Origin of the sequence: Mesorhizobium sp. B264B1B (genome assembly GCF_020165765.1) — a bacterium.
GTDB lineage: Bacteria > Pseudomonadota > Alphaproteobacteria > Rhizobiales > Rhizobiaceae > Mesorhizobium.
Window position 1 is genome coordinate 367,496 of sequence record NZ_JAIUIS010000006.1, and the last position, 24,677, is coordinate 392,172.

Annotated in this window: 23 protein-coding genes and 2 pseudogenes; 8 read left to right on the top strand and 17 right to left on the bottom strand. The window is 62.7% G+C overall.

Annotation, left to right across the window (positions count from 1 at the left end; translation table 11 throughout):
• Positions 1 to 85 precede the first annotated feature (85 nt).
• On the top strand, positions 86 to 1,306 hold the full coding sequence (locus tag LB547_RS15480; RefSeq protein WP_318013606.1) for a DUF2235 domain-containing protein: 1,221 nt from the start codon (positions 86 to 88) through the stop codon (positions 1,304 to 1,306).
• 117 nt (positions 1,307 to 1,423) lie between these two features.
• Here the strand turns inward: LB547_RS15480 and LB547_RS15485 are convergent, their stop codons facing one another.
• The 7 genes from LB547_RS15485 to LB547_RS15515 all read right to left on the bottom strand — a co-directional run bounded on the left by LB547_RS15485 (position 1,424) and on the right by LB547_RS15515 (position 10,103).
• Positions 1,424 to 2,371, bottom strand: a complete 948-nt coding sequence (locus LB547_RS15485; protein WP_181168517.1) for an ABC transporter permease — start codon at positions 2,369 to 2,371, stop codon at positions 1,424 to 1,426.
• Positions 2,368 to 3,951: a sugar ABC transporter ATP-binding protein gene (locus tag LB547_RS15490; RefSeq protein ID WP_140764048.1), complete on the bottom strand. Its 1,584-nt coding sequence runs from the start codon at positions 3,949 to 3,951 to the stop codon at positions 2,368 to 2,370. Before LB547_RS15490 ends, LB547_RS15485 begins: the two co-directional genes overlap by 4 nt.
• Before the next feature lie 165 nt (positions 3,952 to 4,116).
• Entirely contained in the window at positions 4,117 to 5,259 is a 1,143-nt protein-coding gene (locus LB547_RS15495; protein ID WP_140764045.1) for a substrate-binding domain-containing protein, read from the bottom strand.
• Between the two features lie 76 nt (positions 5,260 to 5,335).
• Entirely contained in the window at positions 5,336 to 6,820 is a 1,485-nt protein-coding gene (gene aldA / locus LB547_RS15500; protein ID WP_140673981.1) for an aldehyde dehydrogenase, read from the bottom strand.
• A 41-nt stretch (positions 6,821 to 6,861) separates the two neighbouring features.
• Entirely contained in the window at positions 6,862 to 7,923 is a 1,062-nt protein-coding gene (gene pdxA, locus LB547_RS15505) for a 4-hydroxythreonine-4-phosphate dehydrogenase PdxA (RefSeq protein WP_411908972.1), read from the bottom strand.
• Between the two features lie 193 nt (positions 7,924 to 8,116).
• The gene (locus LB547_RS15510) at positions 8,117 to 9,217 is read right to left on the bottom strand and encodes a four-carbon acid sugar kinase family protein (protein ID WP_140764042.1); all 1,101 of its coding nucleotides are present in this window, start codon (positions 9,215 to 9,217) and stop codon (positions 8,117 to 8,119) included.
• A complete protein-coding gene (locus tag LB547_RS15515; RefSeq protein ID WP_318012478.1) occupies positions 9,204 to 10,103 on the bottom strand; it encodes a DeoR/GlpR family DNA-binding transcription regulator in 900 nt (299 codons plus the stop codon). The genes LB547_RS15510 and LB547_RS15515 overlap by 14 nt, the downstream gene beginning before the upstream one ends.
• Before the next feature lie 167 nt (positions 10,104 to 10,270).
• On the opposite strand from LB547_RS15515, the gene LB547_RS32635 reads away from it, so the two are divergent.
• The 4 genes and pseudogenes from LB547_RS32635 to LB547_RS15535 all read left to right on the top strand — a co-directional run.
• Positions 10,271 to 10,753: a DUF1403 family protein gene (locus LB547_RS32635; protein ID WP_140670960.1), complete on the top strand. Its 483-nt coding sequence runs from the start codon at positions 10,271 to 10,273 to the stop codon at positions 10,751 to 10,753.
• A 60-nt stretch (positions 10,754 to 10,813) separates the two neighbouring features.
• Positions 10,814 to 11,740 carry a LysR family transcriptional regulator gene (locus LB547_RS15525; protein ID WP_140496511.1) on the top strand — a complete coding sequence of 309 codons (927 nt, stop codon included), beginning with the start codon at positions 10,814 to 10,816 and terminating at the stop codon, positions 11,738 to 11,740.
• 100 nt (positions 11,741 to 11,840) lie between these two features.
• Positions 11,841 to 12,011, top strand: coding sequence for an iron-containing alcohol dehydrogenase (locus LB547_RS15530; protein WP_140557690.1), 171 nt, complete (start codon positions 11,841 to 11,843; stop codon positions 12,009 to 12,011).
• 14 nt (positions 12,012 to 12,025) lie between these two features.
• Positions 12,026 to 12,749: pseudogene (locus LB547_RS15535) on the top strand (aldehyde dehydrogenase family protein); the annotation flags it as partial.
• 103 nt (positions 12,750 to 12,852) lie between these two features.
• Here LB547_RS15535 and LB547_RS15540 read toward each other — a convergent pair.
• Entirely contained in the window at positions 12,853 to 14,592 is a 1,740-nt protein-coding gene (locus LB547_RS15540; RefSeq protein WP_140557692.1) for an FAD-dependent oxidoreductase, read from the bottom strand.
• A 368-nt stretch (positions 14,593 to 14,960) separates the two neighbouring features.
• Here LB547_RS15540 and LB547_RS15545 point away from each other — a divergent pair.
• A pseudogene (locus LB547_RS15545) lies at positions 14,961 to 15,295 on the top strand (DDE-type integrase/transposase/recombinase); the annotation flags it as partial.
• A gap of 136 nt (positions 15,296 to 15,431) precedes the next feature.
• On the opposite strand, the gene LB547_RS15550 reads toward LB547_RS15545, so the two are convergent.
• The 9 genes from LB547_RS15550 to LB547_RS15590 all read right to left on the bottom strand — a co-directional run bounded on the left by LB547_RS15550 (position 15,432) and on the right by LB547_RS15590 (position 22,801).
• Positions 15,432 to 16,082: a type II secretion system protein J gene (locus LB547_RS15550; RefSeq protein WP_140496507.1), complete on the bottom strand. Its 651-nt coding sequence runs from the start codon at positions 16,080 to 16,082 to the stop codon at positions 15,432 to 15,434.
• A complete protein-coding gene (locus LB547_RS15555) occupies positions 16,079 to 16,447 on the bottom strand; it encodes a type II secretion system protein J (RefSeq protein ID WP_140496503.1) in 369 nt (122 codons plus the stop codon). Before LB547_RS15555 ends, LB547_RS15550 begins: the two co-directional genes overlap by 4 nt.
• The gene (locus LB547_RS15560) at positions 16,444 to 16,863 is read right to left on the bottom strand and encodes a hypothetical protein (RefSeq protein WP_140496501.1); all 420 of its coding nucleotides are present in this window, start codon (positions 16,861 to 16,863) and stop codon (positions 16,444 to 16,446) included. Before LB547_RS15560 ends, LB547_RS15555 begins: the two co-directional genes overlap by 4 nt.
• Positions 16,864 to 16,900: 37 nt before the next feature.
• The gene (gene gspG / locus LB547_RS15565; protein WP_181169622.1) at positions 16,901 to 17,341 is read right to left on the bottom strand and encodes a type II secretion system major pseudopilin GspG; all 441 of its coding nucleotides are present in this window, start codon (positions 17,339 to 17,341) and stop codon (positions 16,901 to 16,903) included.
• 12 nt (positions 17,342 to 17,353) lie between these two features.
• The gene (locus LB547_RS15570) at positions 17,354 to 18,673 is read right to left on the bottom strand and encodes a type II secretion system F family protein (protein WP_181165436.1); all 1,320 of its coding nucleotides are present in this window, start codon (positions 18,671 to 18,673) and stop codon (positions 17,354 to 17,356) included.
• Between the two features lie 10 nt (positions 18,674 to 18,683).
• Positions 18,684 to 19,175 (bottom strand): hypothetical protein, encoded by a 492-nt coding sequence (locus LB547_RS15575; RefSeq protein WP_140629482.1) that lies wholly within the window; start codon positions 19,173 to 19,175, stop codon positions 18,684 to 18,686.
• Positions 19,172 to 19,780 carry a type II secretion system protein GspM gene (gene gspM / locus LB547_RS15580; RefSeq protein ID WP_140629480.1) on the bottom strand — a complete coding sequence of 203 codons (609 nt, stop codon included), beginning with the start codon at positions 19,778 to 19,780 and terminating at the stop codon, positions 19,172 to 19,174. Before gspM ends, LB547_RS15575 begins: the two co-directional genes overlap by 4 nt.
• On the bottom strand, positions 19,777 to 20,625 hold the full coding sequence (locus tag LB547_RS15585) for a PilN domain-containing protein (RefSeq protein WP_140764039.1): 849 nt from the start codon (positions 20,623 to 20,625) through the stop codon (positions 19,777 to 19,779). Before LB547_RS15585 ends, gspM begins: the two co-directional genes overlap by 4 nt.
• Positions 20,626 to 20,998: 373 nt before the next feature.
• Positions 20,999 to 22,801 (bottom strand): IlvD/Edd family dehydratase, encoded by a 1,803-nt coding sequence (locus LB547_RS15590; protein ID WP_140560836.1) that lies wholly within the window; start codon positions 22,799 to 22,801, stop codon positions 20,999 to 21,001.
• 168 nt (positions 22,802 to 22,969) lie between these two features.
• Here LB547_RS15590 and LB547_RS15595 point away from each other — a divergent pair, with 168 nt between their 5' ends.
• Positions 22,970 to 24,298 carry a Re/Si-specific NAD(P)(+) transhydrogenase subunit alpha gene (locus LB547_RS15595; protein WP_224655879.1) on the top strand — a complete coding sequence of 443 codons (1,329 nt, stop codon included), beginning with the start codon at positions 22,970 to 22,972 and terminating at the stop codon, positions 24,296 to 24,298.
• Positions 24,298 to 24,677: proton-translocating transhydrogenase family protein (locus tag LB547_RS15600; RefSeq protein ID WP_224655880.1), on the top strand; the 380-nt coding region annotated here is incomplete at its 3' end. The genes LB547_RS15595 and LB547_RS15600, both read left to right, overlap by 1 nt.

Genomic DNA, 24,677 nt, shown 5'->3' on the forward strand with positions numbered 1-24,677 from the left:
CGGTACCCATCGTCAGACGCCTGTTGATGTGATCCACAGCTTGGGTCAAAATTGGTTGGTCTGAACTGGACCTTCAAAGGCGGTGGTGTTGAAGCGGACTGGCAAAAACATCGTTGTCTGCTGCGATGGAACGGGAAACCAGATCGAGCGCAATCTCTCGAACGTCTTGAAGTTGTTCCGCATCCTGAAGAAGAATGAGGAGCAGCGCGTCTATTACGACGCCGGCATAGGAACCATCGGTGCCAGCGATGCCTTGACGCGATGGCGCCAGAACGCGAAATCCGTGTTCGAGCTCGCAACTGGATATGGTCTCGACGCCGAAATCGCCGGCGCCTACGCCTTCATCTGCAGGCACTACGTCGAAGGGGACGCAATCTTCCTCTTTGGCTTCAGCCGGGGAGCCTATACAGCCCGCGCCGTTGCGGGCTTGATCCACATGATCGGCCTGCTGCATCCGGACCAACTCAACATCGTCGAGTATGCCGTAAGCTCTTACAAGCAAGCCAGCGACGAGCACGACCTTAACGTTGCCTGGCACTTTTCCAAGGTTTCAGGAGCCCGGGACGCGCGCATCAAGTTTCTTGGTGTCTGGGACACCGTAGCGTCGATCATCGTGCCGCGAGGCGACCGGCTTCTGCCACAGCTCCTCACACTGCCGCATACGAGGACCAACCCGAGCGTCGAAGTCTTTCGACATGCAATTGCGATCGATGAGCATCGCCGCATGTTCCGGTTGAACCGGTGGATCGAGCCGCAGCCATTCGTCGAAAACCCTTTCGACAAGATTGCGCCGGCAAAAGAGCAGGACATCAGGCAAGTCTGGTTCGCCGGATCTCATTCGGATGTCGGCGGTGGCTATCCTGAAGAGGAAAGCGCCATATCCAAATTTCCGCTCGACTGGATGGTTGATCAGGCCAAAGCATTTGGATTGCAGACCAATTCCCGCATGCTGGAGCGGCTTGTCTTCGGGGAAGGGAAGGGCGAGGGGACGATGACGTTCGTCAGCCCCGATCCGTTGGGGATCGTGCATGATTCAATGACCGTGGGCTGGAAGCCGCTCGAGTGGATCCCAAAGTCCGTCAAATGGCGTGAATGGAAGCGAAAATCGGTCCTCGGCTTCTACCTACCGCAAGCCGAGCCGCGCACGATCGAGCGACAGGGACGGCGGCCGCTGGTCCATCAGTCGGTTCTGGATCGGAAGGCGGCGATCCCGGCCTATAAGCCCGAGAATTTTCCAACCGCATTCGATGTTGAATCTTATGGTGACCTCATGAAGGACCACCTGGCCAACGAAGCCGCTACCTAGCGCAGACACCGAGCGGGCCGTATAGCCGGTGAAGAAATTTCAGGTGGGCACGGCGCGATTTCGGCAGTCAACGCGTGGAACGCGCGCGTTTCGTCGGGTCATGGAACTCTGCTGCTTTCAACGCCGGTTCAACGAGACGGCAATGATGATGATAGCGCCCTTGATCACCTCCTGGATGCTGGTCGAAAGACCGAGCACGAGAAGACCGAATCCGAGAATTCCTATGAAGATTGCTCCGACGACAGAACCGACGATCGATCCATAGCCGCCGAAGAGACTTGTCCCGCCTATGATCACGGCCGCGATGACGTCGAGTTCGAGACCCGCCCCCAGGCTGGGATTGCCGGCGGTGGAGCGGGCCGCGAGCATCATGCCTGCAAGGGATGCCATCATGCCGGACAGCACAAAGGCGAAAATCTTGACGCTGTCCGTCCGCACCCCGGAAAAGCGGGCGGCTACAGGGTTTCCACCAGTCGCATAAACACGCCTGCCGAAGGGCATCTGGTGCAGAAGATAATAGCCGACGGCAGTTAGGACGATCGTCCACCAGATTGGCGCCTGCACGCCCAGAAAACTGCCGTTCCAGAACAGGTTCGAGAAATCATCGTCGACGATCGACACTGGCCGGGTGCCGGTGATCGTCAGCGCCAGTCCGGAAAAGATCGACAGCATGCCAAGGGTCACAAGAAACGATGGGATGCGTATTTTTGTAACAAGGATGCCGGAGGTGGCCCCGATCGCTGCGCCGGCTGCCAGCACCAGAAGAGCTGCGACGTAGGTGGGAACATCCTGGCCGAGCAGCAGCGCTCCGATCATCCCTGAAAAACTTGCAACCGATCCTACCGACAGGTCGATTTCGCCGCAGATGATGACGAATGTCATGCCGATCGCCATTGCCGAAACGATGGCCGTGATGCGCAGAACCGCGCTTGCGGTCGAGACAGACGCGAAGTGGGGAGCAAACAGGACGAAGTAGAGGGTTATCGCCAGGAAGATCACATAGGTGATGTGATCGCGGAAAAAATTTATCGCATTTGCGTGCGAGGGCATAGGCGAAGGTTTCATGCTGCAACTCCCTGGGCGCGCGTACTGGCTTGTCTGGCCGCCTCGGCCTGCAGCAACGCGCGAAGTTTTGTCTCGTCGTCCGCGCGATCGATGCTGCGCGTGATCCGCCCTTGCGCCATCACCAGAATGCGATCGGACAAATCCAGGAGTTCTTCGAGTTCCGAAGAAATGAGCAGCACGGCGACGCCTTCGCCGGCCGTGCGGCGCACAAGGTCGCGCATATCGCGCTTGGCATTGATGTCGACGCCGGAGGTTGGCTCGTCGAGGATCAACAGCTTCGGCTTCATGGCCAGCCATTTGGCGAAGACGATCTTCTGCTGATTGCCGCCCGAAAGCTCCTGGGCTTTCTGTAAGGGACCGCGGCACAGGATACTGAGATCGTCCCGGTATTGTCTGAACAGAGCCGTTATCCGGGCCTTCGCCATCGGCCCGAACGGACCCGCCAGCGAGAAATCGGAAAGGCGGGGGAGCGCGAGGTTCTCCTCGATCGAGCGCCCACCCACAAGACCTTCGAGCCGACGGTCTTCGGGAACAAGCGCGATACCGGCAGCGATGGCCCTGCTCACACTGCCCGGCTGGACGAGGTCGCTCCCGACGGCGATGTGGCCGGTTACATCCGGAAGGATGCCGAACAAGGCCTTGCCCAGGGTCGAGCGGCCACTGCCGACAAGCCCGGCAAGGCCGACGATCTCGCCCGGGCCGATCGAGAACGACACGCCGGACAGTTTGCGCGAGGTGGCAAGGTCATGGACCTCAAGAGCCGGCATCCCGGCGGGCGTCGCCGGTTGACGATTTGCTGGCGCGGCTGCGGCTGGGGAAGCTGTTTCGACCTTGGGCCGGGACATCAACGACGCGATATCCTCGATGGACGTCTTCTCCGGATCGAGCGGGCCGACCAGTCGCCCATCCTTGATGATCGAGATGCGATCCGAAAGCTGCAGCACATCGGCCATGCGATGGCTGATGTAGACGATACCGATTCCGTTCTGCTTGAGCTGACCGATTGTCCGAAAAAGCGTTTCCTCCTCATGGATGGTCAGGGACGAAGTCGGCTCGTCCATTACGAGCAGCTTGGCGCCCCGCGAGATCGCTTTGAGAATCTCGACCATCTGGCGCTGAGCGAACGCCAGGTCGCCCACACGTGCCGAAGCATCGAGCGAGAAGGCAAATCGCTCGATCAGAGCCCGGGCCTCGCGCAGCATTTTTCTGGCATCGACACGTCGGCCGAAGGCGAGCGGCTCGCGAAGGATAAACAGGTTTTCGGCAACCGAACGGTTCGGCAAGACGCTCAGCTCCTGGAAGATCATTGCGATTCCGCGATCGATCCTCTCTCGAAGCGACAGGGCGGTGACGTCCTCGCCGTCGAACAGAATCCGGCCTTCGTCCGTCCGATACGCGCCCATGAGGATCTTCATGAGCGTCGACTTGCCCGCACCGTTTTCGCCGAGCAGTGCATGCGTTTCGCCGGCCTTGACCTCGAACGAAATGTCCGACAGCACGCGGTTCGCGCCAAACGACTTGCCGATGCGTTGCATCGTTACGATAGGGCGCTGGGACGTTGAAGTTTTCGCTTCGGCCATGACGATTTCTCGATCGCTCGGGGAGCGCCGGCGGACTGCTGCGGCCCGCCGGCGAAAGAAGGAGCTAGAGCAATTCCAAGAAAAGTGTGTACGGTTTTCCGTCCGGAATTGCGCAAAAACAAAGAGATAGAGCGGTTCGCCGTTTCCGTGAAACGGTGAACTGCTCTAGAAGCACTCGCCGTTGCAGATTTTCACCACCGAAGCCGGCGCATCTTCCTTGGTGACCTGCTTGAGGGCACTGAGAAGGTCGAGCTTCTTGACGCGCAACGTCGGTACCGAAATATACGGCGGGACGTCATGTCCAAGCAGAGCAAGCGCGGCCGCCTTGGCCTCCGCGACGCCCTGGTCATAGGGGCGTTGCGCACCCACGGCCAGAAACTCGCCACGTGCAACGTTCAGCGCGCTGTCTGCGGCAATGTCATTCGTGGTGATGACGATGTCGCGGCCGAGTGTCTTGGTCGCTGCCACGACCTGCTGCGCGGGCGTGTCCCAGGCAACGAAAATGCCCTTCATGTCGGGATGCGCCGTCAACATGGCTGTGGCGACCTCGTAGGCCTTCTCAGGCGCGGTGAAGGTACCGACGTCCGCGACCTTGATGTCGGGGTGTTCGCCGAATGCCTTGAGTGCGCCGACCTTGCGGGCCGCGACAGAGTAGTAATAGTCATAGACCAGCGTGATGATGCCGACCTCGCCCTTGCCGCCAATGGCCCCGACAAGTTCCTGCGCGGCGAAATAGGCGTTCTTCTCATTGTCGGAAGCGACAACGGACACATAGTCCTTGCCCGGCGCCATATCGACCGGAACGTTGTCCATGAAAACCAGCTTGATGCCGGCTGCCGCCGCCTTCTTGTAGGCTTCGGATTCGGACTTCGGATCGATCGGGATCGAGAAGATCACATCCGGCTTGCGTGCGATCATCTGCTCGAGATCACTGATCTGCTGGCCGGGCTGGAACTTGGCGTCGGTGGTTCCGACAACCTCGATGCCAAAATCCTTGAGCGTGTTCGAGATCCCGGCCACCTGCAATTGAGGCCAGCCGGCATCCATCGTGTGCATCACCAGCCCGGCGGTGAACTTTCCGGCCTTCAGCTTTGCAAGGTCGGCATCGGAGAATTTCAGCACGTCTGGCGACACCGCCGGTGGACCGTCCGGGAAGCCCGGAACGGGTTGGCCTCTCGGCGATAGAGGCAACGGCTCAAGCAACGCCTTTGCTTCCGGTGGAATGGTGTCGTCGGCGATCGCCGAAGATGCGGCCAGTCCTGATAGTGCCACGGCCAAAGCCGCCGCCATGAATCTACGATAGTGCATTTTATTCCTCCCGATGAGATGAAACGGCCATTGCGGCCGGGTAGCGACCTGGCTGGTCGTACTGGCTGGGCGCTGTTCAGCGCCCGTAAGGCATCAATGCCGCCGTGGCGGCACCCGAGTAATTCACGTAGACCGTCTTCTTGCGCATGTAGCTCTCGAGCCCGTGTACGCCGTCGTCACCGCCCAATCCGCTCTCGCGGAAGCCGACATGGAAGCCCTGCAGCATTTCTGGCCCGATCCGGTTCACATAGATTTCGCCAAACGAAACCTCGTTGACGGCGTTCATGACGCGACCAAGATCGTTGGTGAAAAGATAGGCCGACAGGCCATAGCGACTGGTATTGGCGATGCTGACTGCCTCCTCGAAGGTGTCGAAGGGCATGATCGGCACGACCGGGCCGAAGATTTCCCGCGTCATGATCGGCATGTCGGGCGTCACGTCGGTCAATACGGTCGGATTGAGCCAGTAGCCGCCGTCGATCGGCGCCTTGGCCGGGCGTCCGCCGGCCAGCGCCAGCTTCGCGCCGCCCGCGACGGCTTCCGCCAGGACCACCTCGACCTTTTCCAATTCCTCACGGCTGACTTTGGGACCGATATCGGTATTCGCCTGCATCGGGTCACCGACGACCAGCGACTTCGAGAACTCCACGAAGCGCGTGACGAACTGATCGTAAATCGAACGGTGAACGAGCGTGCGTTCGTTGCATATGCAGACCTGCCCGCAATTCATGTAGCGCGAAGTGGCCGCCGACCGTACCGCCAGGTCGAGATCGGCATCGGCCAGGACGATGAAGGGCGCCTTGCCGCCAAGCTCCAGCGAAACGGGCGTCAGGTGGCGCGAAGCATTCGCCATGATGCGCTTGCCGGTCGGCACGCTTCCGGTCATGGTGATGAGGTCGACGCCGGGTTCCGTGCACAGCACCTCGCCTATGGTTTCGCCTCGTCCTGTTATGATGTTGACGACGCCGTCCGGCACGCCCGCTTCCACAAAGATGCGAGCCATTTCGAGCGCCGAAAGCGGCGTGTCTTCATGCGGTTTGAGGACGATGGTGTCGCCGGCGATCATGGCGGGCGCCACCTTTCGGCTGACCAGGGCGCTCGGATAATTCCAGGGAATGATGGCGGCGACGACGCCTACGGGTACGCGCTGGATCCAGACCTGCTCTCCCGCGTAGTCGGATGGCAGGATCTCACCTTGAATGCGGCGGGCAAACTCGGCGTAGTAGTCGAAGAACTCGGCCGCACCGCCCACTTCACCCATGGCCTCATTGATCGGCTTGCCTTGTTCCCTGACGACCACCTCGGCCAGATGTCGGGTGTTCTGCCGGATCAACACCGCGATCCGCTTCATGATCGCCGCACGGGCGAGGGGTGATTTGAGCCCCCAGGCTTTCTGCGCCTTACGGGCTGCCTCTATCGCCTGGCGAGCCTGATCCGGACTTGCCTCGGGCACGTCGACAAAAACCTTGCCGTTGGCCGGGTTGATCACCGGGCGCGTGCCGGCTTCGCCGGTGACAAATCTGCCGTCGATCAGCATGAGATGGGACTTCTCTACAGCCATGATTCGATCCGCTTCTTCGTGCGTTGCAGGCGTGCCGGTGCCTAAGGTTTGGATTTTGCCGCGGCCATCTGAACGGCGAACTCGATCGCCTCGACCAGGCTGTCCTCGTTGGCGATGCCCTTGCCGGCGATGTCGAAGGCCGTGCCGTGGTCGACGGAGGTACGAATGATCGGAAGGCCGAGCGTCACATTGACACCGGAGAGCGCTTTCCATTCACCGGTCGCGGGATCGACATTGAAGCCGAGCAGCTTCACCGGAACATGGCCCTGATCGTGATACATCGCGACCACCGCATCATACTGACGGGCACGTAGCTTGACGAAGACCGTGTCGCCCGGAACAGGTCCAACCACGGCGAAATCGGGCGATGTGTAAGAGGCGACGACCGGGGTCGTGATGTCGATGTCCTCACGACCGAAAATGCCGCCTTCGCCAGCGTGCGGGTTGAGCGCGGCAATCGCAATGCGCGGATGGGCAATGCCGAGGCTCTGCAATGCCTCGACAGTCAACTCGATAACCCGGCGCAAACGAGGTTCGGTCAGTTTCGACGGAACCTGAGCCAGCGCCACATGGGTCGAGACATGGCTGACGCGAAAATCGCCATGGGCAAGCATCATCACGGAATCGCGTGCGCCTGTCAGCTCCGCCAGCATGTCGGTATGGCCGGCATAGTGATAGCCGGCCAGGTTGAGTGCTTCCTTGTTGAGAGGGGCCGTAACGATGCCTGCTATCGAGCCGGCCTGGGCCAGGCGAACAGCCTTTTCGATGGCCAGGTAGGCAAGGCGCCCGCCTTCGGCCGACATGACGCCTGTCTCTATGGGTGTCCGCTCTGGTCCGGCCTCAAGAATGGCCACGGGCGGAAAATGTCCGTTGGGCGAAGCCGACGGTTCTTCCCGCTCGATACGTCCTGAAATGGACTCCATCGCGCGCATCGCGGTGACGCTGCCGATGATGAGAAGCGACAGTGACCCCTCGGCAAGGCGCGGTTTCAGCCGTGCGCATGCCTTCGCGATGATCTCGGGGCCGATGCCCGCGGGATCACCCATTGTGATGCCGAGCCTTGGACCAGACATAAACACCCCATATCGGTCAATTGTGATCATCTTCTAATCCTTCTGGCCAGATATGCGCAATAGTTTTCTTTCGCGATCATTCGCAATCAAATTTCACGGCTGATCGGACTACGCCTCTCCCTCTGCGGGCTGAAATCTCGACCGCACCCGGCTTCGCAGTGTTTTTTGACGCTATTTGACCGGCAAGGCGGATGTGCCGCGTCTTCGCCGGCGATCGTCCTGATCAGGAACGCGCGAGAGCGGCAAGCCTGCAGAGCAGGGCGCTGTCGCCGAACGCGCCCGATTTCGAAATCGTGGCCAGCCCCTCGAAAACGCCGCCTTTGATGACGGAAACCGGCAGCCCCGGCTCGATCTCGCTTTCGACCGTGAGTTCGACGGCGCCTAGGCTGTCGCACACCGACCGCAATGTTTCGCCGCCAGTGACGAGCAACGTGCCGGGCTTCGGCAAATCTTCGAGAAGCGAGGCAAACACCTTGCCGATATGATCCGCCACCGCGTGGCGATCACCCGATGCAGCGACGCTGACAATTGATGGCGCGCCTTGCATCATCCGCTCCGCCAAGCGCTTTCTCGCTTTGTCGATGTCGCGTTCGATAACGATATGCGCATCCGCATGCCGGGCGGCAAAGAGGGCCACCTGTCCCGCTGTGACCTCGTGATTTGTGCCGACAAGGCCAAGGAACGGCCCGGATAACGCAAGAGCAGGCTTCTGCTGTGCTTTCATGTGCCGGGCGAGTGCCGCCGCCAGGCCGCCTGTGCCGACCCACAAGATCCGTGCCTCCGGCATTCCGGCCGTTGCGACGATCTTGTCCAGGTCCGTGTCCGTTTCGGCATCGTAGAGGGTGATGAAATGGACCGGTCGTGCCCTCGGTGTTGAACGCCCGACCGAAAAGCGCTGGCCGAGGTCGGCGAGGAGGTCGGGACCAACCATTTCAGGCCGATCGAGCCGCCATTGGCGCCCGGCGCGCGTAACACGCCCCTGAAACGGGAAAGCAGGCGCCAGCACAACGCGCTGGTACGTCCCCTCGACGATGCAGGCTTCTATTTCGGCGATGACGTGACCGCGCAAAAGGCTGTCGATCTTCTTGAAACTCAATTGTCCGGCGGCGAGCCATGGCGCGAGCGCCCGGTGCCTGGCGACGGCCGTCGCCTCGGCGCCCTCTCGCGTGGCCGCATCGACAGCCATACGCCCCGAAAACGCACGGTCCAGTTGCCAGCTCACCCCGATGCCGTAGCCAGGCGAGGCGAAGGAAACCGCGCTATCCAGGGCGCCGGTCAGGTCGTCGGCTACGACCCGAATATCCGCAATCTCAAGAGCGCTCAACTGAAGAACCTGGACGGCTGACGCGCACGACGCGGACGTTCACATCGAGCGTCCGAAGATTGGTGAGGTGAGCCTGATCGATGCCCTCGTCGGTAATGATCTGGTGGATATCGGCCAGACGGCAGATGGTGCAGAAATTGGGGGCAGTGAACTTCGAATTGTCCGCAAGCACGACGACACGGCGCGCCGCCGCGATCATCGCCTGCTTCATCGCCGCAACCTCTAGCGAGGTCTCCGTGAGCATGTCTCCGGTGATGGCATGGGTCCCAAGAATGGCCACATCGGCGTGGATGGTTCGCAGGAAATTCTCGCCGGGCTGGCCGACCAGGGTCAGTGAGCCCGGCTTGCAGGTGCCGCCAAGCATGACGAGACGTACTTCCGGCACGGCTGCAAGTATCTGCGCGATCGCAAGACTGTTGGTAACGGCGGTAAGCGGAATAGGCGTCGCGGCGATGGCGCGGGCGACTTCCAGCACGGTCGTGCTTGCGTCGAAAATGACGCTTTGGCCGGCGCGGAGTTCCGACATCATGGCGGCACCGATGGCCTCTTTCTCTGCCCTGGCGAAATGCGCCGCGGTGGCGAGATCCGGCTCGAAGGTGGCGAGTTCCGTGCGCTGAAGCATCGCCCCGCCATGCGTTCGCTCCAGTGCTCCCTGCCGTTCAAGCGTCTCGAGATCGCGCCGGATCGTCGAAGGCGATGCGCCGATGAGATCGATGAGCTCCTGAACGCCTACGGCTCCTTGCCGTTTAAGGCATTCGAGGATGAAGGCATGACGCTTGGCCGGAATCAAGTCGACCCGTCCGCGCCCGCCATCGTCTTCCCATGACCCGGCGGACGCCGAGGGCGCCATGTCCTCCACCGCTGATTTTCGGACATTCCTTGCCACGTTTGTATCTCCGCACGGTGCCGCAAACGCGCTCGCCTGAATCACGCGAGCGATCTGCCACAAATATCATGAATCCATCCAGCAAGCCCAATCGTTTGTCATCTTGGTGGGCGAATTCCCACCGTTTTGGCTTGGTTAGAATTATTTTGACTGGTTTTTGACCGAATATGCTGATCAAACGTGGTCAACCTTGGTCGGAAGAGGTTGAAAAACGAGCAGTTTTCGTCAAAAAACTTTCTGCGGCGGCGGTAACGGCGCGGCAGATGGGGGGTGTAGACGATGAAGCGGCACTTCGTGATGCCGTTCTGCTGACGCGACCTGGAGACGACGTCGGTCCCGCCGGCCGAATTGGCTTGGCGCTGGCTGGCAACTCGGCCCGCGGAGGATCTTCTGACGAGGCGAGCGTCGTCGGAGTTCTCGATGCCCTGGGGCTTGCCCGGGATGACGAGACGGCGGCCGACTTGGCAGACGAGCTTACGCATCTTGCTGCGACCCACGGCACTGTCGGAACGACGATCGGCACCTTCGCGGCCGTCGAGCGCCGAGGCCTTCCACGCACTGGCGGGTCCTGGTTCGCCGACGCGCTGTTGGTACAGCGGCTGGGTTGGCCCCACGCGGGTCCCGCTGTTCGGTGGCGAAACCGCCAATGATCTTCATTTGAAATGCTTGCGGTCGATATGATCTCGATATAACATTTACGCAATCCAGGCATGACCCCACCGCTCCACTCGATCATTTCCAGGCTCCACCTGAAACAGCTGCGGCTCCTGGTCGCGCTGGGCGAGCACGGCTCGCTCCTGAAGGCCTCGCAGCAGGTCGCGTTGACGCAACCGGGCGCGAGCAAGGCATTGCAGGAAATCGAGACGACCTTCGGCACGCCGCTGTTCGTTCGCACCAACCGGGGCCTGGAGCCCAATGCCGTCGGCCATTGCGTGATCCGCTATGCGCGCCTGATCCAGACGGATCTCGCGCACCTGCGCGACGAGATCGTCGGAATCATGCGTGGCCAGGGCGGGCGGGTGGCGGCCGGCGTCATCATGGGCGCGGTGCCGCTGCTCACCGATGCCATCTCCGCGCTCGTTGCGCGGCAGGCCGACTTGTCCGTCGAGATCGTCGAGGACACCAGCGCCGCCCTGCTGGCCCAGCTCGAAGCCGGCCGGCTCGACCTGGCGATCTGCCGCACGACCATCAGCCAGGCGCCGCAGGTCTACGACAGCGTGAAGCTCCAGGATGAAACGCTCGCGGTGATCGCGAACGTCGGCCATCCGCTCCGGCACGCGAAGAAGCTCACCCTGCAGGAGCTGGCGCCATACCGATGGGTGGTATACCGCGCGAACATGCCGATGCGGCTCTTGCTCGAACGCGAATACCGCGATTGCGGGATCCGGTTCCCGCAGCACCTGCTCGAGACGACCTCCGCTTTTGCGACGCTGGCGCTGCTGCAGGCCAACCCGTCCTTCGTGGCCCTGGTGTCGATCGAAGTCGCGCAGTTCTTCGCGCACCGGCAGATGACGCGCATCCTGCCGCTGGCCCTGGCGTCGCGAAGCGAGGCCTATGAGCTCGTCACCCGCAAGGGGGCGTGGGTTCCGCCCGCCGCCAAACTGCTGATCGACGAATTGGTCCATCGCCAGTCCTGAGCATCAGGTCGGCGCGACCGCGCCGGTCAGCGCTGTATCCGCCAGGGTGCCGCATGGGCAAGGCGATGGACCTGGCCAGCGGGGCCGAGGGGGGCCGTCCGTGCGCGCCATGACCGAGCGGCTCGGCTTGCCGACGGGCTTGGCCCAACTGGGCGTGGCGCGCGATGTTCCCCGACATCGTCCGGGCGCCTTGAAGGACCACAGTCACCTGACCAACCCGCGCGTGGCATCCGACACCGGTTACGAAGCGATGCTCGAAGCCAGCCTTTAGGAAGCAAGCACACTATGTTCAACAACCTGATCGGCGGCGAGTGGGTCGAAGGCCCTCGCGTCTCGCGCAACATCAACCCCTCGGACACGCGCGACGTCATTGGCGAGTTCGCGCAAGCCGAGGCGGCCCAAGCCAGGCAGGCCATCGCCGCAGCCACCCAGGCCCAGTCCGCCTGGGGCCTGTCCACCCCGCAGCAGCGCTTCGACATCCTCGACGCCGCCGGCGCCGGGATCCTGGCGCGCAAGGCCGAACTGGGCGACCTGCTCGCCCGCGAGGGAGGCAAGACCCTGCCCGAGGCCATCGGCGAGGTGGCACGGGCCGGCAACATCTTCAAGTTCTTTGCCGGCGAAGCGCTGCGTGTCGGCGGCGACGTGGTGCCTTCCGTACGCCCGGCGTCGGCGTGGAAGTCACCCGCGAGCCCGTAGGCGTCGTGGGCCTGATCACGCCCTGGAACTTCCCCATCGCGATCCCCGCCTGGAAGATCGCCCCGGCCTTGGCCTGCGGCAACGCCGTGGTGCTCAAGCCCGCCGATCTCGTATACGGCAGCGCCTGGGCCATCGCCGACATCCTGCACCGCGCGGGCCTGCCAGCGGGGTGTTCAACCTGGTGATGGGCCGCGGCTCCGAAGTGGGCCAGGTGCTGCTGGACGACAAACGCGTCAACGCGATCAGCTTCACCGGCCCGGTGGCCACCGGCCAGCGCATCGCGCAGGCCTGTGTCGCGCGCATGGCCAAGTTCTTCATGCCGCCGGTGCTGGAATCACTGGCCTCGGGTCCGAGGAACAGGTAGTCCCGCCGGACCGAGAGGCCTGGCGGGACTATTGTTGAGAGCTGTAGTCCTGCTAATACGAACTGGAGGCTGCGTGCCTTCCTGCGATGATGCCCTGAGAGAGAGCTCGACCGTTCCCGTGCTGACTGAATCCGCCAGCAGCTTCGCCGGCGGCGTAGAGGCCGGGAATCACCTGAGAGGCATAGTCGAGGACCTGGCTTGAGCCGTTGATGCGCAGGCCGGACCGGGCGTCGTGGATCACCGGCGTCGACCAGGCGGCATAGAAGGGGCCCCGTTGGATCTTGTATTGGGGTGTCGGTTTGCCGAAGTCGGCGTCGGCACCCGCGTCAACAAAGCTGTTGTACCGCGTCACCGTTTCGACCAGGTTGCTTGCCGGCATCGGAACCCGCTGATGCGGCATGACGATCTTCTGTGCGAGTTCCTCCAGCGTGTTTGCCTGGAAGAAGAATCCATCGGGATCGACGAAGGGCGGCGCCACATTCCATCTCTGGCGGGCCACGGCATCTGCATCGAAGATGGCCCAGATCGGGCCACCGCCGTTGTGGCCGTCGCCGATTCCAGCCAGAGCGGCGTTGATCCAGTTTTGCGGGTTGTATGTGATGTTCTTGGCGTTCAGGTAGCTGCCCTGAGTGTACGGGTTGACCGAGCCAGCGCTGTTCGTCCCGAATTGACCTCCCGTTTCGTCGTAGAACCGCCTCCCGATCATGTTTACATGGATAACGTTCTGGTTGTTGACGTTGGCTAGTCCCGAAGCTTTCGCAAGGTGGAAGACAGGGCTATTGGGCCCCCACTGCAGGAACGAGTAGTTGTACCGCGTTCCGATGGCGGTTGGCTTGGTGATGTTAGTGCCGAACTCTCCAGTCTGGTTGTACGTGCCCGCGAGCGACGCGCCGACATTCAGCCCTGCGAGTATGCCGCTGGCGTCCTGGAAGGAATAGGGCTCGCCAGCGACGCCGCAGTACTCCGCGGTGAGCCGTGGGTCGAACTGTCGGCGGTATTCCACATTGCCGTTTCCGCCGCCACTCGCAATCACTACGCCCTTGCGTGCCTGAATGTTAACGAGGCGGCCCTGATTGGAGGCTACGACCCCGACCACGCCCGCTTTCGTCCGCAGCAGTGACTCCAAACGGTAATTCAGCAGGATCTTCACGCCACGCGCCTTTGCCGCGGCCTCCAGCGGATATATGAAGCCGGGCCCTTGAGACGTCGTCCGCTGTTGGCTCGCGGCTACCGGCAAGCCGGTCCGGACCGAGACGTAGTTCATGATCGCCGTATGCATCATACGGTTCACCGAGTTGCCGACCTCATTGCCGCCGACATTGTCGGGCCTGGATGTCGTCCACACGACGCCATGGCGGACCAGAAAGTTGTAAAGGTCGACGTTGACGTCGGCAAATGCCCGGATCAGCTCGCGATCGTTATAGCGGTAGCTCGGAAAGCCGTTCGCCTGGACGATGGACCAGTCGGTAAGGTCGCGATACAGGAGGTCTGGCGAGTCCGCGATGCCGGCCGCCATCTGGGCAGGGGTTCCGCCTCCCAGGGGAATGTTGCCTGAGCTGACGATGCCACGTCCCCCGATGTGCGGTTGCGCCTCGAGGACAATAACCGACGCGCCCGCCTCTGCGGCGGCGACTGCGGCCCCGAGGCCCGCCGAGCCGCAACCCACAACGACGATATCGGCTACGCGCGGGTCCGCGGCATTGGCAATGCTCGGCTGCAATATGCTGCTGGCCACCCCTGCGGCGGCGATTCCGGCGCCGGCCTTCAACAATGAGCGTCGGCTGACTGTCATTACGTTCTCCTCCTGATATTTTTAGACCAGCGCATTCGGGCCAGCGCATTCGGGATTGTTTGGATCTGGGCCTGAACAGCGAAACTCATTAATCGTGATCGCCGCAGAGACTTGGCCGGCCGGAGTATTGCAGCATTCGCTCGCGCGACAACTGAGAAGATGTGATCTCGGTATAACGTTTACTCAACCCAGGCATGGCCCCACCGCTCCACTCGATCGTTTCCAGGATCCACCTGAAACAGTTGCGGCTCCTACTCGCGCTGGGCGAGCATGGCTCGCTCCTCAAAGCCTCGCAGCAGGTCGCGTTGACGCAACCGGGCGAGCAAGGCATTGCAGGAAATCGAGACGACCTTCGGTCGCCGCTGGGTTACGGCAGGCCGGAACGCATTGTCATCGACGGCAGCCAAACCAACCGCGAGGCGGTCATTTCCTGCGATGCTGAAAGCCGTCTGCGGGACCGCCCGCGACGTTCACCGAAGCCGATTCACATCCGCAACAGCAAGTACCTCAATAATTGGATCGAACAGAACCATCGACGCGTCAAGCGCCGCATCCACTCCATGTTCGGCTTCAAGTGAATGCGACCGCCGAGGTTATTCTCACTGGCATGGAGATGGTTCACATGATGCGCAGACAGCAGGCGAGGTTTGCCTACAATCCATCTCCCTCGATCGCCGAGCAGTTCGAGATCCTGGCAGCCTGATCAGCGACGCGAAAACAAAAGAACGATTTGCGACAGAGCCCGCGAATGTCGATAGCCAGCGGCAGCCTTGCGCCGTCTGCATGCCACGCTGTTTTGCAAGCCTGTTATCGGCGCCAATCGTACAGCCCTGCGGAGTTCAGAAGCCGATGCCGTAGCGCTGCAGACACGGCGCGAGCGCTTCGGCCGCGCCGCAACGCGCGGGCAGCTCGACGCGTAACCGCGCATAGGCCCATTGCCGCCAGGGACGCGGAGAACTGCCGGATATCTCGATACGGACGAGTGACGGCATGCGGTTGGTGCTTGTCCATTCGGGGCTGAGCGCGCCGTCCGGCCCGGCATAGCTGAACGAAAGCTTCAGATCGCCTCGCACCAGCGGAAGATCCTCCCCGCCCTCGCCCATCCTGTGATCGCGGCGGGCACGAATGAGGGCCTCGTCGGCTCCGGCCCGACCCATCGAATAGGTGATGTCATCAAGTCCCGCACGCGGCTCGTAGCCGAGCGCCGGGCGCTCGAAGGTGACCTCGTCGGCATGGCCGGTGAAGCGGATCGCAGCGGCTCCCTCCGGGTTGGAATAGCCGGGCTGCGCCGCCTCCAGATCCTCGACCATCCGGTCGAGAATCACCGCCACCGTGTCCTCCTGCCCGCCTCTGGCGATTATCCCCTGCCATTGGCGCAGCCAGGTTCCGGTGTAGAGTGCCAGCCCGCCAAACAGCATCGTCGCAAGCACCAGCGAAGCCAATGCCTCGATCAGCGTGAAGCCGGCCCGAGCGCTGCGTTTCCTTGTCATTGCCGCTTGCCGAGGCGCACGGTCTGCATCGCGTCGTCATCCGATCCGTCGGTGCTGCGAACGGTGACGGAGTAAAGCTGCCATCCGGCGCGAGCCAGGGCAGTGCCGCGTTCGAAGCGGTACGGTTCCACGATGACCGTGAAGCCTCCGATCACGCGCCGGCCCGTTCGCAACGGGCTAAGGGTCATCGCCGCCGCCATGGCAGCCTGCATGCCGACACGGCGTTCGGTCGATCGTTCCAGACCCGCGAACGCACCTGCGGTGCCCGTGATCATGCGCGCGATCGGAACGATCAGCAGCACGGCGACGGCAAGCGAGGCCAGAACCTCGATCAGCGTGAAGCCGCGTCTGCGCCGTCCTGTCATTTCGGCCTCATTTCCACGCGGCCGGTCAACCAGTCGACGCGCAGTTCGATCTCCCGGCCGCTGGCGGACAGTGTCATGACGCCCCCACACGACCGTCCGTCGGCAAGGAAGCGCAAGGCTCTGCTTCCGCCTCGTATGGGACACCGGTCCGACGTGACCCAGTTCATGGCCACCCCATCCCTGATCGAGATCGGATTGGCGCCATCCACCTGGATGCGTTTGTTTCCCGGATCGACCCTCACGTCGGCGACGCTGCCCGTGGTCAGCGCCTTCGCTCTGCCCTTGCGGAACTCCCCGCTGACGCGAACCGCCTCGCCAGAAAGCTCGGCAGCCCCGATGCTGGAACGCGGGCGCGGCATCAGCACGAAGGCCGCGAGAGCGACGATCGCAAGCGCCGCGACCACGTCGAGCAGCACGACACCGCGTTGCGTCCTTTTGCGGTTGCTGTTGCCCTTAGGGCTGGGCGGACACATTGGAGCCGCGCCCACCGGGCCCGTCGGTGGTGATGTTGAACGTCTTTCCGTCGCTTGCGTATCTGTATTCATGACCCCACGGATCGAGCGGAACGGTCTCGCCGCGAACGTATGGCCCGTTCCAGACCTGGATGGTCGAGGGCTTGCGCACCAGCGCTCCCAGCCCCTCGGCCTGCACCGGATAACGGCCGACATCGATGTAGAAGATGTCGAGCGCGCTGGAAAACGCCTCGATCTGAAGCTTCGCCGCACGCACGCGCGAGTCGGACAACTGCGCGAGAACACGAGGACCGACGAGCGCCGAGATCAGGCCGATGATGGCCAGCACGACCAGCATCTCGATCAGCGTAAAGCCTGCCTCGCGGCGCCGGGCACGCTTGCGCTGCATGAGATAGGGACCAACTGCGAAATGAACGCTCATGCAAACAGCCTCCTAGCGGACCATGTCGTTGAAGGACATGAGGGTGGACATGATCGACACGATCATACCACCGATCAAGATACTGATGGTTGCCACTGCCGCAGGGCCGACAAGCCCGACGATACGGGACAGCGAACGCTCCAGCCGTACTTCATAGAAGTCGGCGACACGATAGGCCAGCCCTGCGAGTTCGCCACTTTGCTCGCCGAGCCTCAACATGCGCACCGCCAGCGGGGGAAGCTGAAGAATCTCAAGCGCATGGCCAAGCCTATTCCCCTGCCTCAGCGCGTCGGACGCCTGCTGCGCGCGTGCCCGCGCGGCCTCGCCGTGGTCGACGGTATCGCTGATGAGCTTGAAAGCCACAGGAACCGCCACCCCGGTCTCGACCATGATGCCCAGGAGACGGGCGAAGCGCCCCGTCCGATAGCTCCCCGGTATCTCCGACAAAAGCGGAAGTTTCTTGGCGAAACCCCAAAGCCATGCCCAGAGAAGGCCCCGCCGCGCCGCCACGAACCCCAGCAATACGAGTATCGAAGCCGCAAGCAAAAGGACCAGCCCATAAGCGCGCAGGAAATTCGAGACCGCGAACATCACCACCATCAGCGTGTCCTTCTTGCCGCTCTGCATGAGCATCGGTTCGAACTGAGGAACGACCCCCACCAGGAAGAAGACCAGTACGCAGATCGTGCCGGCAAACAGGACTGCCGGATACCGCAGCGCCTCGCTGACTTTGGCCCGCAATGCCTCGAAATGCTGGCGCTCCTGCACGATGCGCGACAGGAGGGTGGGTAACTTGCCGGAGGTCTCCGCGACACGAACCATGGCGACCTGGAACGCCGGGAACAGAGCGGGCCAGGCTTCCAGCGCTCTGGAGAACGAGGTGCCCGACGCCAGGTCGGTGCGAATGCCGGCAACCACGGGCTGAAGCCTGCCGCTGTCGAATTCCTTTTCCATGATCGCCAGCGCTTCGTCGATCCGGATCCCCGCATTCAGCATGATCGACAGGTCGGAGAGCAGCCGCGTGACCTGCGACGCCGGTATTCGGGTCGAAAACAGCGGTGCGCGCGATGCAGACTGCCTCGGTTCGACACTTACCGGGATCAGCCCGCGCGCCCCGAGCTTCTGGACGGCATCGTCGGAATCGGACGCATCGATCCGCCCGAGTTCGAGACGACCCTCGCCATTCAAAGCCTTGTATGCGAATGCCGTGGAGACCATGGAGGCCAAATTTCCTAACTGTACGCCTCTACTGGAGACGTTCGTTCCTGATAGCTGTCTGTGAAAGAAACTCGCTCCATTAATCCCTGCCGGAGGCTCGGAATGTGCAACCACTCCATTTGGATCAACCCCCTGAAGGCGTGGGCACCGGCTCCTCCGGTGGCAACATTTGTTCACCGCTTGCCTCATCCGAAAACCGCAGCGAGGCGCGTCCTCCCGCTCCATCGAGCTTGACTTCGAACTGGCCGACTTCCTTCAGGGTCCAACCTTCCCGGCTTTCCCCCGTGCGCAGCGTGAAGGCCGCCATTTCGGCCGGGGTGGTGAAGGTCGCGCTGTTGAGCCTTTCCGACCGCACGATGCCAACCAATTGCCACTCGGGCGCCGCGGCAGGCGGGGGCTCGGGTTCCGGCTCAGGCTGCACGACAATAAGTTCCGGCTCGGGGGCACCGAACGCGATCGGGGCAGTCCGGTCCGGCGAGAACAGGGGCCGATCCCGAAGCGCCGCATAGTCGCTCACCTGGCGTTCCCTGACCGATAGCTTTTCTGCGCCGAAGGACAGGCTCGAAGAGGCCGCGATGGCGGCGAGCATCATTGTCGCGCCCAGCATGGTCATCATGACTGGGGTCCCTTCTCCCGGAAGGCCGACAGCGTGACGTTCAGCGACAGCGGCCGATCCATGGAACCCGAGGTCTGATTCCCCCCCAGATCGACGTTTCGGTTCAACCGAAGCCTGAAGCTATCAACGACCATGACGGGCGAGCTTGCCTCGATGGCGTACATGAGATCGGGCAGCGATTGCTCCATAACCTCGATATCGGCAGTTAAACGAATGCGTTCCAAAGACTCCAACTGAGGATCGCTTATATCGGCGACCTCACCGTCTGTGGGAACATCGACGCGCCGGATAACGGCACCCACGCGTTCAACGCGGTTGGAGAGCAGACTCTGGAATTCGGCCGAGACGAGCCCACTGGTTTGGGCATCGAGAAGAATCTTGCCCTCGCCGGGATCCAGAGCCTGGTTCGCGCCTTGGGGAACCGGGGAAGTGGACGCCTTGCTTTCGAGCAAGGCGGTACGTTCCTCATAGAGCGCCAGCGCGCCCGCCTCCGCGCGCCAGGACAGCAGCGTATCGGCGACGAGTACAAGAGCTCCGACGACCAGCAGGGCCATGACGACCAGGGATTGAAGCCGCGTGTCGCGCCACAGGGGTGTCGTCCTCATCGCAGCGAACCTCCCGTGCGGATGAGCGGGCGGGTATCGACCTCGAACTCCGAGGTAACGCCATCCTCGCCGCGCAGGGCCGATCCGACCAGCTTGCTGTCTTCGAAGCGACCCGACGATTCCAGCGCGGTCAGTACTTCGGGCACGTCCTTGGTCCGGCCCGAGAGACGCATGCGGCCATTGGCGAAGGACACCTCAATGGCATAGGAATGCGTCGGCAAAACCTGAGCCAGGTCGTCCAATGCTCCCAGCGCGCTTATCGCGTCGTCCTTGATATTCAGCGCCTCCTGCTCAGGCGCTGTTTCAGCCTTGTCCGGAGTCGCCGCCAGCGCGATTGCCTGGCGCGCCTTCTCGGCCCGGATCTCGACGGCGGCGCGGCGCTCGGCATAGTTGTTCTGGATCATCGGCCGCACCGCCGGAGCCGTGACTGCAGCGACTAGGCTTACGCCCAGAACTCCGGCAAGGACAAACTTTATCCGGCCACGCGTGCCGGTGACCCGTTGCCGCTGTGTCAATACTTCCACGGCATCGCCTTCCGGAAACGGCGCCGAGATCACGACCTGGCGGGCCTCGGCCACGTTCAGGCAGGCCAAGGCAGCAGCGACACGCGACCTCGGAACGATTGCGACGGCGACGGTGATCTGCCGCGCCTCACGGCTGATCCCGAGGACCCGGTGGCCGAAATAGATATCGGAAGCAGGCAATGGCGAAAGCGCGCCCATCCGCGACGTAACGATGCCTTCGACGTGGCTGGCAGCCTCCATCGGCAGTTCGATCCGGCGCGCGATCACCCAGCTCGCCGGGATGCCGAGATGGACCGCCTTTCCATTCACCGCGGTGCGCAATGCGGCCGGCGCCTGCGTGTCTGGAGAAATCGGTATCAACAGGGGTGCTGACGGCTTTCGGCTGGTCGCCGGCTCGATTTCAAGCGCGCTCCCATCGTCCGCGACCCGCGCGACCACGCGGCTGCCGGATGTGACGCGCGCAAGTTCATCCAGCAGGGAGGCCGGTCCCGCGATCCAGTCATCCAAGCCGCGGATCGCCGCGGTGAAGGGATAAGCCATTCCGGTCAAACCCCAGAGCAGAAGCCGGCACCGGATCCGGAGTTCCGTCGCCCGCGTGAATACAAATCATAGCGCATCTTCAGGCCCTAATTCCAGATCAGTCACAGTTCTTCGCCAATCGAGCACCGATCTTGAACGCAGAGTAGGAACTGTTCTAATGATTGTCGCGCGGCAGGCCGCTGGTGACGGCGATGTTCTGGTACTTCACCGCCGGCTTCAGAACCATTCCCTCGGACAACTGGTCAACCATTGACCGCTGGATCTCCTGCCAGGGTGTCTGATGCTTCGGATATGCATAGCCGCCCTTGTTTTGCAGGTCGACGCGACGGCGCTTGATCTCGTCGTCCGACACGAGGATGTCGGCGGTCCCCTTGCGCAGGTCGATGCGTACCCGGTCACCCGTACGCAGCAGCGCAAGGCCACCACCGACGGCCGCCTCGGGCGAGGCGTTGAGGATCGATGGAGAGCCGGAAGTGCCGGACTGACGGCCATCGCCGATGCAGGGCAGCGAGTGGATGCCCGCCTTCAGCAGGTAGGCCGGCGGCTGCATGTTCACGACTTCGGCGCCGCCCGGATAACCGACAGGGCCGGCTCCGCGCATGAACAGGATGGTATTCTCGTTCAGGCCGAGTGACGGATCCTCAATGCGACGGTGGTAGTCTTCCGGACCGTCGAAGACGACGGCGACGCCCTCGAAGGCATCGGGGTCTCGCGGATTTGACAGATAGCGGTCGCGAAACTCCGGCGAGATGACCGACGTCTTCATGATTGCGGAATCGAACAGATTGCCTTTCAGGTTGATGAAGCCGGCTTCCTTCCTGAGCGGATTGGCCACGGTACGGATGACCTTGCCGTCGAGATTCTCCGCCGCGGCGCAATTGTCGCCGATCGTGCGGCCGTTGACGGTCATGGCTCCAGGATGCGGCAGCAAGCCGGCCTTCATCAGCTCTGCCACCACGGCCGGCACACCGCCCGCATGATGATAGTCCTCGCCGAGATATTCACCGGCCGGCTGGAGATTTACGATCAGCGGAACGTGGTGACCGACCTTCTGCCAGTCATCGACGGTCAGCGACACGCCGAGATGCCGCGCGATGGCGTTGAGGTGGATCGGCGCATTGGTCGAGCCGCCGATGGCAGAATTGACGACGATGGCGTTCTCGAAGGCTTCCCGCGTCATGATGTCGGAGGGTTTCAAGTCCTCGCGCACCATGTCGACGATGCGCTTGCCGGTTTGGTAGGCGATCTGGCCGCGCTCGCGATAGGGTGCTGGAATGGCGGCGGAGCCCGGCAACTGCATGCCGAGCGCCTCGGCCAGCGAGTTCATCGTCGTCGCCGTGCCCATCGTGTTGCAGTAGCCGACGGACGGCGCCGATGAAGCGACGATGTCCATGAACTGGTCGTAGTCGATCTCTCCTGCCGCCAGCCTTTCGCGTGACTTCCACACGACCGTGCCGGAGCCGGTGCGTTCGCCCTTGTGCCAGCCGTTCAGCATCGGGCCGACGGACAGCGCTATGGCTGGAATGTTGACGGTGGCCGCGGCCATCAGCAGCGCCGGGGTGGTCTTGTCGCAGCCGATGGTCAGCACGACGCCATCCAGCGGATAGCCATAAAGCAACTCGACGAGAGCGAGATAGGCGAGGTTGCGGTCGAGCGCGGCGGTGGGCCGCTTGCCTGTCTCCTGGATCGGGTGGACCGGGAATTCCAACGGCACCCCGCCGGCGGCCACAATGCCGTCGCGCACGCGCTTGGCGAGCTCGATATGATGCCGGTTGCAAGGTGACAGGTCCGAGCCCGTCTGGGCGATGCCGATAAGCGGCTTTCCGGACTGCAGTTCTTCGCGGGTCAGCCCATAGTTCAGATAGCGTTCGAGGTAGAGCGCCGTCATGCCGGGATTGTCCGGATTGTCGAACCACTCGCGCGAGCGTAGCCGCTTCGCACCATTGATCTTGGACATTTACATCTCCAGAACCGCCGTTTGGCCATCGATATGGCATCGGCAACTGTCGGACAAGTACCCTCAATCAGATATGTGGACAAATTGCCCATTTTGTGGATTGTAGTAAGATGTGAACGATACGGCAGGCGCGCAGATGCGCCGCGTGCCGGGGAGGGGTAGCCAAGCGTGAGCCAGATCATCTTCATTCCCGCCGAGGGCGGCTCGGGCGAACCCCGTGTCGCGGCGTCGCCCGATACGGTGAAGCGCATAGCCGCCCTTGGCTTTGACTTGGTGGTTGAGAGCGGAGCGGGCACACTGTCCCGCATCGCCGACGAAGACTACGCGAAGGCCGGTGCCACCATTGGTTCCGCATCCGATGCGGCCCGTGCGGATGTGATTCTGAAGGTGCGCCGGCCGACCGATGCGGAGCTGAAAAGCTACAAGTCAGGCGCTGCGGTCATCGCCATCATGGATCCCTATGGCAACGATGCCGCCGTCGCGGCGCTGGCCAAGGCCGGGGTGACGGCCTTTGCGATGGAATTCATGCCGCGCATCACGCGCGCCCAGTCGATGGACGTCTTGTCCTCGCAGGCTAACCTTGCCGGCTACCAGGCGGTGATCGACGGCGCTGCCGAATACGATCGCGCGCTGCCGATGATGATGACGGCGGCCGGCACTGTTCCTGCCGCCAAGGTGTTCATCATGGGCGTCGGCGTTGCCGGCCTGCAGGCGATCGCCACAGCGCGCCGGCTCGGCGCGGTCGTCACCGCGACCGATGTGCGCCCCGCCGCCAAGGAACAGGTCGCCTCGCTTGGCGCAAAGTTCCTCGCCGTCGAGGACGAAGAGTTCAAGGCGGCCGAGACCGCCGGCGGCTACGCCAAGGAGATGTCCAAGGATTACCAGGCCAAGCAGGCGGCGCTGACCGCCGAGCACATCGCCAAGCAGGACATCGTCATCACCACGGCGCTGATCCCCGGCCGCCCGGCGCCGAGGCTGGTGTCGGCTGACATGGTCGCCTCGATGAAGCCCGGTTCGGTGATCGTCGATCTTGCGGTGGAGCGCGGCGGCAATGTCGAGGGCGCCGAAGCAGGCAGGATCGTGACGACGGCCAACGGCGTCAAGATCGTCGGCTACCTCAACGTGCCGGGCCGCGTCGCGGCCTCCGCTTCGCTGCTCTACGCCAGGAACCTTTTTGCTTTCCTCGAGACGCTGGTCGACAAGGGCACCAAGCAGCTTGCGATCAACCGCGACGACGATCTGGTCAAGGCGACCATGCTGACCGACGGCGGCAAGATCGTCCATCCGGCCTTCGCCAAGGCCGACCAGCAGCCGCCAAAGGGCCAATATATCGAACCGCCCGCGATACCGGCCAGCACAATGGTCGCCGATGCTTCGGCGCCCAAGCAAGCCGCGCCTAGGAAAGCCGCGTCCAAGCAAGCCGCCGCATCCAAGCCCTCGCTGCCAAAGTCGCCCTCGCCAAAGTCGCCCTCGCCCAAGCCGAAAGGGACCGCGTGATGGACCAGACCTTGCAGAAAGCCCTCGACCAACTCGACCAGGCAAGTGCTGCCGTCCGGCTGGCGGTGCAGAACCTGGCAAATGCTCCCGGAGGCGCTGAGGCGGCCGGCGACGCCGCACACGCGCTGTCGGGCGGCGCCATCGATCCCTTCGTCTTCCGCCTGGCCATCTTCGTGCTGGCGATCTTCGTCGGCTATTACGTCGTCTGGTCGGTGACGCCTGCGCTGCACACGCCGCTGATGGCCGTCACCAACGCCATCTCCTCGGTCATCGTCGTCGGCGCGCTGCTTGCCGTCGGCATTGCCGCCTCGGGCGTCGCCGCGGGCTTCGGCTTCGTCGCGCTGATGCTGGTGTCGGTCAACATCTTCGGCGGCTTCCT